11 protein-coding genes are annotated in these 12,265 nt (G+C 66.6%); 9 read left to right on the top strand and 2 right to left on the bottom strand.

Translation table 11 applies throughout. The features are described from left to right. Window positions 1-103: 103 nt before the first annotated feature. The gene (gene ladS / locus ACM0M4_RS05390) at window positions 104-2,491 is read right to left on the bottom strand and encodes a hybrid sensor histidine kinase/response regulator LadS (protein WP_003093145.1); all 2,388 of its coding nucleotides are present in this window, start codon (window positions 2,489-2,491) and stop codon (window positions 104-106) included. Between the two features lie 210 nt (window positions 2,492-2,701). Between ladS and ACM0M4_RS05385 the strand changes: the two genes are divergently transcribed. The 4 genes from ACM0M4_RS05385 to ACM0M4_RS05370 all read left to right on the top strand — a co-directional run bounded on the left by ACM0M4_RS05385 (window position 2,702) and on the right by ACM0M4_RS05370 (window position 6,216). Then, entirely contained in the window at window positions 2,702-3,499 is a 798-nt protein-coding gene (locus tag ACM0M4_RS05385) for a hydroxymethylpyrimidine/phosphomethylpyrimidine kinase (protein ID WP_003100335.1), read from the top strand. Between the two features lie 10 nt (window positions 3,500-3,509). Further along, entirely contained in the window at window positions 3,510-4,139 is a 630-nt protein-coding gene (thiE, locus tag ACM0M4_RS05380; RefSeq protein WP_003093148.1) for a thiamine phosphate synthase, read from the top strand. A 37-nt stretch (window positions 4,140-4,176) separates the two neighbouring features. After that, window positions 4,177-5,460 carry a glutamate-1-semialdehyde 2,1-aminomutase gene (hemL, locus tag ACM0M4_RS05375; protein WP_003093150.1) on the top strand — a complete coding sequence of 428 codons (1,284 nt, stop codon included), beginning with the start codon at window positions 4,177-4,179 and terminating at the stop codon, window positions 5,458-5,460. A gap of 207 nt (window positions 5,461-5,667) precedes the next feature. Next, a complete protein-coding gene (locus ACM0M4_RS05370; protein WP_003093155.1) occupies window positions 5,668-6,216 on the top strand; it encodes a tetratricopeptide repeat protein in 549 nt (182 codons plus the stop codon). A gap of 15 nt (window positions 6,217-6,231) precedes the next feature. On the opposite strand, the gene ACM0M4_RS05365 is transcribed toward ACM0M4_RS05370, so the two are convergent. Next, window positions 6,232-6,564, bottom strand: coding sequence for a DUF1820 family protein (locus ACM0M4_RS05365; protein ID WP_003093157.1), 333 nt, complete (start codon window positions 6,562-6,564; stop codon window positions 6,232-6,234). Window positions 6,565-6,692: 128 nt separating this feature from the next. Here ACM0M4_RS05365 and miaB point away from each other — a divergent pair, with 128 nt between their 5' ends. The 5 genes from miaB to lnt all read left to right on the top strand — a co-directional run bounded on the left by miaB (window position 6,693) and on the right by lnt (window position 12,253). Next, window positions 6,693-8,033, top strand: coding sequence for a tRNA (N6-isopentenyl adenosine(37)-C2)-methylthiotransferase MiaB (miaB, locus tag ACM0M4_RS05360; protein WP_003093158.1), 1,341 nt, complete (start codon window positions 6,693-6,695; stop codon window positions 8,031-8,033). Window positions 8,034-8,201: 168 nt separating this feature from the next. Next, window positions 8,202-9,224, top strand: a complete 1,023-nt coding sequence (locus ACM0M4_RS05355) for a PhoH family protein (RefSeq protein WP_003093159.1) — start codon at window positions 8,202-8,204, stop codon at window positions 9,222-9,224. Next, the gene (gene ybeY / locus ACM0M4_RS05350; protein WP_003093160.1) at window positions 9,214-9,696 is read left to right on the top strand and encodes an rRNA maturation RNase YbeY; all 483 of its coding nucleotides are present in this window, start codon (window positions 9,214-9,216) and stop codon (window positions 9,694-9,696) included. The genes ACM0M4_RS05355 and ybeY overlap by 11 nt, the downstream gene beginning before the upstream one ends. Next, on the top strand, window positions 9,693-10,532 hold the full coding sequence (locus ACM0M4_RS05345; RefSeq protein WP_003093161.1) for an HlyC/CorC family transporter: 840 nt from the start codon (window positions 9,693-9,695) through the stop codon (window positions 10,530-10,532). The genes ybeY and ACM0M4_RS05345 overlap by 4 nt, the downstream gene beginning before the upstream one ends. Before the next feature lie 185 nt (window positions 10,533-10,717). Next, on the top strand, window positions 10,718-12,253 hold the full coding sequence (lnt, locus tag ACM0M4_RS05340; RefSeq protein WP_054375830.1) for an apolipoprotein N-acyltransferase: 1,536 nt from the start codon (window positions 10,718-10,720) through the stop codon (window positions 12,251-12,253). Window positions 12,254-12,265 lie beyond the last annotated feature (12 nt).

Below are 12,265 nucleotides of genomic sequence, written 5' to 3'. Positions count from 1 at the left end.
CTGAATCCGGATTCACTTTTTCCCAGTGAATCACGCTTCAGGCTTTGCCTAAAGAGACATACAGGTCGCGCAGGCCGGCATTTCAGCCAGCCGCGGAACGGCTTCAGGCGGACTTGGTGACGATCGGCTGGCACAGCAGCCAATCGTGCAGCAGGGTCTGCAACTCTTCGAACTTGACCGGCTTGGCCATGTAGTCGCTCATGCCCGCCGCCAGGCAGCGCTCGCGATCGCCGCTGTGGCTGTGGGCGGTCAACGCCAGCACCGGCAGTTCCGCGCAGCCGGGCAGCGCGCGGATCGCCCGACAGGTGGCGAAGCCGTCCATCACCGGCATCTGGCAGTCGAGCAGTACGCCGTCCGGCCGCTCGCGCGCCAGCAACTCCAGGGCTTCGCTACCGTTGTCGGCGGTGCGCACCCGGTAGCCGAGCTTGAGCAGCATGCCACGAGTCACCAACTGGTTGATGGCGTTGTCCTCCACCACCAGCACCGTGCACTCCTCGGGACGCCGCACCGCCTGCCCGCCGGCGCGCCGCGGCGGCGGCGCCAGGCCCTGGGCCGGCTGGGTCAGTTGCAGGCGCAGGAGGAAGCGGCTGCCCTGTCCCGGCCGGGACTCGTGGGTCAGCTCGCCGCCAAGCAGCTCCACCAGCTTGCGGCACAGAGCCAGGCCGATGCCGAGGCCTCCGTAGCCACGGGTCAACGAGCTGTCGGCCTGGACGAAACGCTGGTAGAGGTCGCTGCCGGCGGCCATGTCGAAACCGATGCCGGTGTCGATCACTTCCACCCGCAGCGCCACCCCGTCATGGGTACGCCCGGCGGCGACGCGCAGGGTCACGCTGCCCCTGGCGGTGAACTTGATCGCGTTGTCGACCAGGTAGCCCAGCGCCTGGGCCAGCTTGCCGGCATCGCCTTCGAGGGTGTCCGGCAGGCTGTCGTCCAGTTGCAGGGCGAAGCGCAGGCCCTTCTCCTCGGCGCGCGGCGCGTACTGCGCGCGCAGGCTGTCGAACAGGCCGCGCAGGCTGAACGGCTCGCGGCGCGGGTAGAGCTTGCCGGCCTGCAGTTCGATGAGGGCGAGGATGTCGTTGACCATCCGCATCATGTCCCGCGCCGAACCGGCGGCGGTGCGCTGGTACTCGGCGAGTTCGACGTCCATCGGCACCGTCTGCATCAGCTCCAGCGAACCGATCACCCCGCTCATCGGGGTGCGCAGTTCGTGGGTGACGGTGGCGAGGAACTCGTCCTTCAGGCGGTTGCTGTTGGCCAGTTCCTGGTTCAGCGCTTCCAGCTTGCGGCTGGACTCCTGGAGGATTCGCGCGCGCTCCTCCTTCATTGCGTTGATCCGGTCGGCCAGTGCCAGCGACAGCAAGCCCACCTCCAGCGCCGAACCGATCTGGCTGGCATACATGGTGAGGAACATGTTCGGCAGGTAGCCGAGGACCATCAGGGTGTTGACGATGCCGCCGAGAAGGAAGGCGGTCCAGGCGATGATGAAATAGCGCGCCACGCGCATGCCGCGCAGCCAGGCGAGGATGCCGGCGGCGAAGATCAGGCCGGTGAAGGCCAGCGCCAGGTAGGTGGCCAGGCGCAGGGCCACGGCGTAGCTCATGGTCAGCGCCATCAGCATGACCAGCGCGCCGACCGCCATCAGCGCCAGCAGGCCGCGGTCGACCCACACGCTGTGGTCGCGGGTATGCAGGAAGCTGCGCGCGAACTGGCAGCCGAACAGCGCCGCCGAACCGATCAGGAATGGCGTGGCGGCGTTCGCCCACCAGGGGCTGTCGGGCCAGAAGTACTCGATGCCGGCGCCGTTCACCGAGACCTGGTAGAGCCCGAACGAAGCGATATAGAGGATGTAGTAGAGATAGCTGGTATCGCGGACGCTGAGGAAGATGAACAGGTTGTAGATCAGCATCACCAGCAGCACGCCATAGATGATGCCGAGCACATAGATGCGTTCGGGCTGCTCCTCCAGGTAGGCCTTGGGCGACCACAGGGTCAGCGGCGCCTGGATCGACCCCTGGCTTTCCAGCCGCAGGTAGACACGCTGCGGCTTGTTCGGCTCGAGGCCGAGTTCGAACAGGTAGTTGTTCTGCCGGATCGGCCGACTGGCGAACGGCAATGTGTCGCCGGTGCGCTGGGCGAGGCGGTAGCCGCCCTGGCCATCGGGCAGGTAGAGGTCGAGCTTGTCCAGCGGCGGATAGGCCAGCTCCAGCAGCCAGGTGCGCGGATCGCTGGAGGCGACCGGCCGGTAGTCCAGGTCCAGGCGCAACCAGAACACCGAGCGCGAATAGCCGGCATTGAGCACGTCCTTGTCATGGCGGCGGAAGCTGCTGTCGATGGCCCGCGAGGTGATGTCGTTGATATCGGCGCTACCGCGCACGTCCTCGAACACGTCGATGGACTGCCCCAGCGGCAGGCGCTCGACCTGCTCGTTGAAGCTCACCGCACCCGCCAGGCACGGCAACGCAAGAAGAAAGAGAATCAGCCAGTGCCGCATGATGCCCCGCAGTGCTCCTCGAACGGACCGGGAGCCCCACCTCCCTCGTCATGGTCCGCCCTTGGCGAGCGTTGTATGAATATTCGCCGAACTTTAGCACACGCCACGCCACGTCAGGCCCGGGACGTGTCACGCAGGGCCCGGGCGCGGCGCCCGAAAGGTCGTCCGCGCAGCCGCCACGAAGCGCTTTTAGTGGTAAGCTCACGCGCCATGAAAACACCGACTTCCCGCCCCGTAGTGCTCTGCCTGTCCGGTCACGACCCCAGTGGTGGCGCCGGACTGCAAGCCGACATCGAAGCCCTGCTCGCCCAGGGCTGCCACGCCGCCCCGGCGGTCACCGCGCTGACCGTGCAGGACACCGTCAACGTCAGCGACTTCCGCGTCCTCGACCGCGAGTGGGTGCTGGCCCAGGCCAACGCCGTACTCGCCGACCTGCCCGTCGCGGCGGTCAAGCTGGGTATGCTCGGTTCGCTGGAGATGGTCGACACGGTGGCCGAGATCCTCGCCGCCCACCCGCACTTGCCGGTGGTCTGCGATCCGGTGCTGCGCGCCGGCGGCGGCGGTGCGCTGGGCAAGGGCGACGTCGGCTTCGCCATGCGCGAGCGGCTGCTGCCGCGCGCCACCATCGCCACGCCGAACCTGCCGGAAGCGCGCCTGCTCGCCGACCTGCCCGAGGGCAGCGCCGACCAGTGCGCCGAGCGCCTGCTGGAACACTGCGAGCACCTGTTGATCACCGGCGGACACGGCGACGAAAGCGAAGTGCACAATCGCCTGTACAGCCGCGACGGCAGCCGCCGCACCTTCACCTGCCAGCGCCTGCCCGGCAGCTACCATGGCTCCGGCTGCACCCTGGCCAGCGCCCTGGCCGGTCGCATCGCCCTCGGCGAAGCGCTGCACGGCGCCGTGCAGAGCGCCCTCGACTACACCTGGCGGACCCTGCGCGACGCCGAGAGTCCGGGCCACGGCCAATACGTGCCGCGCCGCCTGCCCACCGACTTCTGTCACTGAGAGCCAGCCGATGAAACTGCGCGGCCTGTACGCCATCACCGATAGCCAGCTACTGGACGACGGCCGCCTGCTGCCCTACGTCGAAGCCGCGCTCCGCGGCGGCGCGCGCCTGCTGCAATACCGCGACAAATCCAGCGACCAGGCGCGGCGCCTGCGCGAGGCGGAAAGCCTGCGCGAACTCTGCGAACGCCACGGCGCGCAGTTGATCGTCAACGACGACGCCGAACTCGCCGCGCGCCTGGGCGTCGGCCTGCACCTCGGCCAGACCGACGGTTCGCTGTCGGCGGCGCGCGCCCTGCTCGGCCGCCAGGCGATCATCGGCGCCACCTGCCACGCCCAACTGGAACTGGCCGAGCAGGCGGTGGCCGAGGGCGCCAGCTACGTCGCCTTCGGCCGCTTCTTCAATTCCAGCACCAAACCCGGCGCCCCCGCCGCCAGCGTCGAGCTGCTCGACCAGGCCCGGCCGCGCCTGCACCTGCCGATCACCGCCATCGGCGGCATCAGCCTCGACACCGCGCCCGGCCTGATCGCCCGCGGCGTCGATCTGGTCGCCGTGATCCATGCGCTGTTCGCCGCCGCGTCCGCCGCCGAGGTGGAACGCCGCGCCCGCGCCTTCAGCGCCCTGTTCGAACCTGCCTGACGCCTCCGCGCCTCGCCCGAGAGATAGAGAGCTAGCCATGTCCCGTTCCGAAACGCTGTTCAACAACGCCCAGAAACACATTCCCGGCGGGGTCAACTCCCCGGTGCGCGCCTTCAAGAGCGTCGGCGGCACCCCGCTGTTCTTCAAGCACGCCGAAGGCGCCTATGTACTGGACGAGGACGACAAGCGCTACGTGGACTATGTCGGCTCCTGGGGCCCGATGATCCTCGGCCACAGCCATCCGGACGTGCTCGACGCGGTGCGCCGGCAACTCGACCACGGCCTGTCCTATGGCGCGCCGACCGCGCTGGAAGTGGAAATGGCCGACCTGGTCTGCTCCATGGTGCCGTCGATGGAGATGGTGCGCATGGTCAGCTCCGGCACCGAGGCGACCATGAGCGCCATCCGCCTGGCCCGCGGCTACACCGGGCGCGACAGCATCATCAAGTTCGAAGGCTGCTACCACGGTCACTCCGACAGCCTGCTGGTGAAGGCCGGCTCCGGCGCCCTGACCTTCGGCGTGCCGAACTCCCCGGGCGTTCCGGCGGCCTTCGCCAAGCACACCCTGACCCTGCCGTTCAACGACATCGAGGCGGTGCGCAAGACCCTGGGCGAAGTCGGCAAGGAGGTCGCCTGCATCATCGTCGAGCCGGTTGCCGGCAACATGAACTGTGTGCCGCCGGCGCCGGGCTTCCTCGAAGGCCTGCGCGAAGCCTGCGACGAACACGGCGTGGTGCTGATCTTCGACGAAGTGATGACCGGCTTCCGTGTCGCCCTCGGCGGCGCCCAGGCCTACTACGGGGTCACCCCGGACCTGTCGACCTTCGGCAAGATCATCGGCGGCGGCATGCCGGTGGGCGCCTTCGGCGGCAAGCGCGAGATCATGCAGCAGATTTCCCCGCTGGGCCCGGTCTACCAGGCCGGCACGCTCTCGGGCAACCCGCTGGCAATGGCCGCCGGCCTGACCACCCTGCGCCTGATCAGCCGCCCCGGTTTCCACGACGAACTGACCGCCTACACCACGCGCATGCTCGACGGCCTGCAACAGCGCGCGGATGCCGCCGGCATCCCCTTCGTCACCACCCAGGCGGGCGGCATGTTCGGCCTGTACTTCAGCGGCGCCGACGCCATCGTCACCTTCGAGGACGTGATGGCCAGCGACGTCGAACGCTTCAAGCGCTTCTTCCACCTGATGCTCGACGGTGGCGTGTACCTTGCGCCTAGCGCCTTCGAGGCCGGCTTCACCTCCATCGCCCATGGCGACAAGGAGCTGGAAATCACGCTGAACGCCGCCGAAAAAGCCTTCGCCGCGCTGAAATGATCCTCTTCGCGGCGCCCTTCCCGGGCGCCGCCCTCCTCCCCGCCGGAACGCCTTCCTAGCCGAAATGCATAAACGCGCCGACAAAGTTCCCGAAAAGACAGTAAAGACTTTGTAAGGAGGCGTCGGCTTATTTCATAATGTGAGGGTCAGCGCATTTCGTTGGCCGGGCGCCCTTGCCCGCCCCGATCCAGGAGGTGTCTTCCCCTCATGTTCCGTACCGGCCGCACCCTCGCCCTGGGTTGCCTGTTGATCCTCCAGCCGCTGCTCGCGCAGGCGGGAGGCAACTCGTTGCTGATTCCAGCGACCGGCCGCTGCGCGCTGAACACCGTTCCCGAAGAATTGCAGCAGGCGCTCGCCGCCTGCCAGCAGGTCGCCAATGGCGGCGACGCCGAGGCGCAATACGAACTGGGCGAATTCTTCTACGACGGCGAGCGCATCCCGCGCGACCTCCAGGCCGCCCTCAACTGGTTCGAGAAAGCTTCTCTACAGGGCCATGCCCAGGCCCAGTACCACCTCGGCACCATGTTCTTCCGTGGCGAAGGGGTTCCGGCGAACAACGTACAGGCCTACATCGTGCTGAAGATGGCAGCGGTGAACGGCGCCGAGGACGCCCTGGACAGCGCCGACCTGGTAGCCGAGCAGATGAACCGCGACGAACTGGACATCGCCACCCGGGTGCTGGGGCAGATCTTCCGCAACTACCTGATCGAACTGCAGACTGCCGGCGGCGTCACGCCCTTCGCGCCGCTGCCCTGACGTCCCTTTCGCGAATCAGTCGCTCTTGCCGGGCATCGGCATGGGGAACGGCATGACGTTGCCCGCGCCCTTGGCCTCGCTGATCTTCGGCGTACCCAGGCGCTCGACCTCGTCGATGCGGACGATCGCGTGCATCGGCACGAAACTGCGCAGAACGCCTTCGAACTGCGCCTTGAGCTTCTCCTCGCTGGGGTCCACCACCACCTGGGTGCGCTCGCCGAAGACGAACTCCTCGATTTCCAGGAAGCCCCACAGATCGCTCTGGTAGATCTGCTTGGCATACATCTCGAAGACCTGGCCCTGGTTGAGGAAAATCACCTTGTAGATGGGGTTTTCGCGCTTGTTCATGGCGGGGAAAGCAATGCCGGAAAATGAAGGGCGCGAATCATAGCACAGCCTTTCGGCCAGCAACGCTAGGAACCGGGGGCCCCGCCCTCTATAATGCGCGGTCCTTTTCGAACTGTCCGACGAAGCGCATGGCCAAGAAGCTTTTCATCGAAACCCACGGCTGCCAGATGAACGAGTACGACTCGTCGCGAATGGCGGACCTGCTCGGTGAACACCAAGCCCTCGAGGTGACCGAAAACGCCGCCGAGGCCGACGTCATCCTGCTCAATACCTGCTCGATCCGCGAGAAGGCCCAGGAAAAGGTGTTTTCCAAGCTCGGCATGTGGCGCGAGCTGAAGCAGCAGAATCCCGACCTGGTGATCGGCGTCGGCGGCTGCGTGGCCAGCCAGGAAGGCGCCGCGATCCGTGAGCGCGCGCCCTATGTCGACGTGGTCTTCGGCCCGCAGACCCTGCACCGCCTGCCGGAAATGATCGACGCCGCGCGCAGCACGCGCAAGCCGCAGGTCGACGTGTCCTTCCCGGAAATCGAGAAATTCGACCGCCTGCCGGAACCGCGGGTCGATGGCCCCACCGCCTTCGTCTCGGTGATGGAAGGCTGCAGCAAGTACTGCAGCTTCTGCGTGGTGCCCTACACCCGCGGCGAGGAAGTCAGCCGACCATTCGACGACGTGATCGCCGAAGTGATCCACCTGGCCGAGAACGGCGTCCGCGAAGTCACCCTGCTGGGACAGAACGTCAACGGCTTCCGCGGCCTGACCCACGATGGCCGCCTGGCCGACTTCGCCGAACTGCTGCGGGTGGTCGCCGCCGTCGACGGTATCGAGCGCATCCGCTATACCACCTCGCACCCGCTGGAATTCTCCGACGCGCTGATCCAGGCCCACGCCGAGGTGCCGGAGCTGGTGAAATTCATCCACCTGCCGGTGCAGTCGGGCTCCGACCGCGTGCTGGCGGCGATGAAGCGCAACCATACCGTGCTGGAATACAAGTCGCGTATCCGCAAGCTGAAGGCCGCGGTACCGGACATCTGCATCAGCTCCGACTTCATCGTCGGTTTCCCCGGCGAAACCGAGAAGGACTTCGAGCAGACCATGAAGCTGGTGGAGGACGTCGGCTTCGATTTCTCCTTCTCCTTCATCTACAGCGCGCGGCCCGGCACGCCCGCCGCCGACCTCGCCGACGACCTGCCGGAAGAAGTGAAGAAACAGCGCCTGCAGATCCTCCAGAGCCGCATCCACCAGCAAGGCTACGAGATCAGCCGGCGCATGGTCGGCAGCACCCAGCGGATCCTGGTCACCGACTTCTCGAAGAAGGACCCGGGCATGCTCCAGGGGCGCACCGAGAACAACCGGATCGTCAACTTCCGCTGCGACAATCCGCGCCTGATCGGCCAGTTCGCCCAGGTGCACATCGACGACGCGCTGCCGCACTCGCTGCGCGGCACCCTGATCGACAGCACCCTGCATTGAGGCCGACGACCGTACGGCGGGCTCGCTGAACCTTCCCGCCGCCACGGTGCACCAACGTTTCAGCGGGAACCGGGAAAGCGCCGCCGCGATACGGCAACTTTGCGCGACGATATCCAGCGGTTATTCTCTTCCCTATCAATCAGCCACTGGCGAGTACGACAGAACACCTTGAACGCCCCCCAGGAACTTCATCGCTTTATCCTCGAGCCGTTCGACGCCCGCAGCTTCGCGACACTTTGCGGGCAGTTCGACGAGCATCTCCACCAGATCGAGAAACGCCTCGACATCGAGATCCGCAACCGCGGCAACCAGTTCGAACTGGCCGGCGAACCGCGCCGGACCAAGGTTGCCGAACGCCTGCTGCAGCGTCTCTACCGCGAGGCGCAGAACGGCACCGATCTCACTCCCGACACCGTGCACCTGTACCTGCAGGAGTCCGGCCTGGAAGACCTCGAGGAATTGCAGAGCGCGCCGCAGGTCACCCTGAAATCGCGCAAGGCGCACATCCGCCCGCGCGGCGCCAACCAGCAGCGCTACGTCAAGGCGATCCTCGACCACGACATCAACTTCGGCATCGGCCCGGCCGGCACCGGCAAGACCTATCTCGCCGTGGCCTGCGCCGTCGACGCCCTGGAGCGCGAGCAGATCCGCCGCATCCTGCTGGTGCGCCCGGCGGTCGAGGCCGGCGAGAAGCTCGGTTTCCTTCCCGGCGACCTGTCGCAGAAGATCGACCCCTACCTGCGCCCGCTCTACGACGCGCTCTACGAGATGCTCGGCTTCGAACACGTGGCCAAGCTGATCGAGCGCAACGTCATCGAGGTCGCGCCGCTGGCCTACATGCGCGGGCGCACGCTGAACAACAGCTTCATCATCCTCGACGAGAGCCAGAACACCACAGTCGAGCAGATGAAGATGTTCCTCACCCGGATCGGCTTCGGCTCCACCGCGGTGATCACCGGCGACGTCACCCAGGTCGACCTGCCCCGCGGCACCCGCTCCGGCCTCAAGCACGTGATCGAGGTCCTGCAGGACGTCCCCGGCATCAGCTTCACCCACTTCAAGCCCAAGGATGTGGTCCGCCACCCGCTGGTGCAGCGTATCGTCGAAGCCTACGAGCGTCACGAGAGCCGCCAGCAAGGCCAGGTGCGGCCGGTCGAGGGAACGGGCAAGGGCGGTCACGATGCCGCTTGAGCTCGACCTGCAGGTCGCTAGCGCCGCCCCGGACCTGCCCTCCGAAGCGCAGTTCCGCGCCTGGTGCGAACTGGCCCTGCGCCAGCGTCCGGAGTCGGAGCTGACCATCCGCCTGGTGGACGAGGCCGAAGGCCTGGAACTGAACAGCACCTACCGGCACAAGGACTACGCGACCAACGTGCTGTCCTTCCCCGCCGATGTCCCGGACGAGCTTCTCGATATCCCGCTGCTCGGCGACCTGGTGATCTGCGCCCCGGTGGTCGCCCGCGAAGCCCTGGAACAGCGCAAGCCGTTGCAGGCCCACTGGGCCCACCTGGTGATCCACGGCTGCCTGCACCTGCTCGGCTACGACCACATCGACGACGCCGAAGCGGAAGAAATGGAAACACTGGAACGTGAATTGCTGGCGGAACTGGGTCATCCCGATCCGTACGCCTGCGACGACGAAGAGCCACCGAGCAAGGAAAAATGAGCGAAGACCGATCGAGCAACGGGCACAAGTCCTGGCTGGACAAGATCACCCAGGCTTTTGCCCACGAGCCGAGAAACCGCCAGGAGCTACTCGAGCTGCTGCGCGATGCCCACGACAACAAGCTGCTGGACAGCGAGGCGCTGTCCATCGTCGAGGGGGCGATCCAGGTCGCCGACCTGCAGGTGCGCGACATCATGGTGCCGCGCTCGCAGATGATGAGCATCCGCTCGACCCAGACGCCGAAGGAATTCCTTCCGGCCATCATCGAAGCCGCCCACTCGCGCTACCCGGTGGTCGGCGAAAGCCTCGACGACGTCATGGGCGTACTGCTGGCCAAGGACCTCCTGCCACTGATCCTGCACAACGACGAGCGTCCCTTCGACATCAAGGAACTGCTGCGTCCGGCTACCTTCGTCCCCGAATCCAAGCGCCTCAACGTGCTGCTCCGCGAATTCCGCGCCAACCGCAACCACATGGCCATCGTCATCGACGAATACGGCGGCGTGGCCGGCCTGGTGACCATCGAGGACGTGCTGGAACAGATCGTCGGTGATATCGAGGACGAGCACGACGTCGAGGAGGACAGCTACATCAAGCCGCTGCCCAGCGGCGATTTCATCGTCAAGGCGCTGACCCCCGTGGACGCCTTCAACGACTTCTTCGGCTCGGAATTCTCTGACGAGGAATTCGATACCGTGGGCGGCCTGGTGATGAGCGCCTTCGGCCACCTGCCCAAGCGCAACGAAGTGGTCGAGCTGGGCGAGTTCCGTTTCCGCGTACTCAACGCCGACAGCCGCCGCGTCCATCTGCTGCGCCTGTCTCCCCTGCAGAACTGAGCGCGCCCCCTCCGCCGCGGCGGAGGGGGCATCTTCCCGCGCCGTCCTTCTGGCGTCTCGCCAGCCCCTCCTTTACTCTTGCGCCTTGCGCCAGACTCCCTTGTCGCCGCGGACGTTGCCGTCCGGCAGCCGAAGGCGGCCCCGGTCTGCGCAGTCGGACATTGAACAGGCTCTAAGGACATTCGATGCGTTGGATTTCTCGTCCCGGCTGGCCCGGACACCTGCTGGCACTCGCCGCAGGCGCGCTCACACCCCTGGCCCTGGCGCCCTTCGACTACTGGCCGCTGGAGATCCTCTCGATCGCCCTGCTCTATCTCGGCTTGCGCGGCCTTCCCGGCAAGTCCGCCCTGTGGCGCGGCTGGTGGTACGGTTTCGGCGCGTTCGGCGCCGGCACCAGCTGGATCTACGTCAGTATCCATGACTACGGCGCCGCCTCGGTGCCGCTGGCAAGCTTCCTCATGCTCGGCTTCACCGCCGGCGTCGCCTTCTTCTTCGCCCTGCCGGCCTGGCTGTGGGCGCGCTGCCTGCGCCGAGACAACGCGCCGCTGGGCGACGCCCTGGCGTTCGCCGCCCTGTGGCTGGCACTGGAGCTGTTCCGCAGTTGGTTCCTTACCGGTTTCCCCTGGCTCTACGCCGGCTATAGCCAGTTGCAGGGACCGCTGGCCGGGCTGGTACCGGTGGGCGGCGTATGGCTGTCCTCCTTCGTCATCGCCCTCAGCGCGGCCCTGCTGGTGAACCTGCCGCGCCTCTTCCCGCACGGTGCCAGCCTGTTTCTGGGGCTGGTCCTGCTGCTCGGCCCGTGGGCGGCCGGCCTCTATCTCAAGGGCCACGCCTGGACCCATTCGGCCGGCGAACCGCTGAGGGTAGTGGCGATCCAGGGCAACATCGCCCAGGAGCTGAAATGGGACCCGAATCAGGTCCGCGCGCAACTCGACCTCTACCGCGACCTGAGCCTGCCGCAGCAGGACGTCGACCTGATCGTCTGGCCGGAAACCGCGGTGCCGATTCTCCAGGACATGGCCAGCGGCTACCTCGGCGCCATGGGCCAGGTCGCCGACGAGAAGAACGCCGCGCTGATCACCGGGGTCCCGGTGCGTGAACGTCTCGCCGACGGCAAGAGTCGCTACTTCAACGGCATCACCGTGGTCGGCGAAGGCGCGGGCACCTACCTCAAGCAGAAGCTGGTGCCGTTCGGCGAGTACGTGCCGCTGCAGGACCTGCTGCGCGGCCTGATCGCCTTCTTCGACCTGCCGATGTCCGACTTCGCTCGCGGTCCGGCCGACCAGCCGCTGCTCAAGGCCAAGGGCTACCAGATCGCCCCGTATATCTGCTACGAAGTGGTCTACCCGGAGTTCGCCGCCGCGCTCGCGGCGCAGAGCCAGGTGTTGCTGACAGTGAGCAACGACACCTGGTTCGGCACTTCCATAGGCCCTTTGCAGCACCTGCAGATGGCACAGATGCGCGCCCTGGAAAGCGGTCGCTGGATGATCCGCGCGACCAACAACGGCGTCACCGGCCTGATCGATCCCTATGGCCGGATCGTCCGGCAGATCCCGCAGTTCCAGCAGGGCATCCTGCGCGGCGAGGTGATACCCATGCAGGGCCTGACGCCCTATCTGCAATACCGCGTCTGGCCGCTGGCCGGGTTGGCCGGCGTGCTGCTGCTATGGGCTCTGCTCGGCCGCCAGTTGCGTCCGCAGGAGCGACGCCTGTTCGGCTGAAACCAGCCCCTC

Source organism: Pseudomonas sp. 18-147, assembly GCF_051048045.1.
Lineage (GTDB): Bacteria > Pseudomonadota > Gammaproteobacteria > Pseudomonadales > Pseudomonadaceae > Pseudomonas > Pseudomonas aeruginosa.
This window is presented reverse-complemented; position numbering and strand designations above follow the sequence as displayed.

Excerpts from the sequence above, each read along its gene's own strand:
- ladS (WP_003093145.1), bottom strand. The coding sequence starts at position 2,491 with ATGCGGCACTGGCTGATTCTCTTTCTTCTTGCGTTGCCGTGCCTGGCG.
- ACM0M4_RS05385 (WP_003100335.1), top strand. The coding sequence starts at position 2,702 with ATGAAAACACCGACTTCCCGCCCCGTAGTGCTCTGCCTGTCCGGTCAC.
- thiE (WP_003093148.1), top strand. The coding sequence starts at position 3,510 with ATGAAACTGCGCGGCCTGTACGCCATCACCGATAGCCAGCTACTGGAC.
- hemL (WP_003093150.1), top strand. The coding sequence starts at position 4,177 with ATGTCCCGTTCCGAAACGCTGTTCAACAACGCCCAGAAACACATTCCC.
- ACM0M4_RS05370 (WP_003093155.1), top strand. The coding sequence starts at position 5,668 with ATGTTCCGTACCGGCCGCACCCTCGCCCTGGGTTGCCTGTTGATCCTC.
- ACM0M4_RS05365 (WP_003093157.1), bottom strand. The coding sequence starts at position 6,564 with ATGAACAAGCGCGAAAACCCCATCTACAAGGTGATTTTCCTCAACCAG.
- miaB (WP_003093158.1), top strand. The coding sequence starts at position 6,693 with ATGGCCAAGAAGCTTTTCATCGAAACCCACGGCTGCCAGATGAACGAG.
- ybeY (WP_003093160.1), top strand. The coding sequence starts at position 9,214 with ATGCCGCTTGAGCTCGACCTGCAGGTCGCTAGCGCCGCCCCGGACCTG.
- ACM0M4_RS05345 (WP_003093161.1), top strand. The coding sequence starts at position 9,693 with ATGAGCGAAGACCGATCGAGCAACGGGCACAAGTCCTGGCTGGACAAG.
- lnt (WP_054375830.1), top strand. The coding sequence starts at position 10,718 with ATGCGTTGGATTTCTCGTCCCGGCTGGCCCGGACACCTGCTGGCACTC.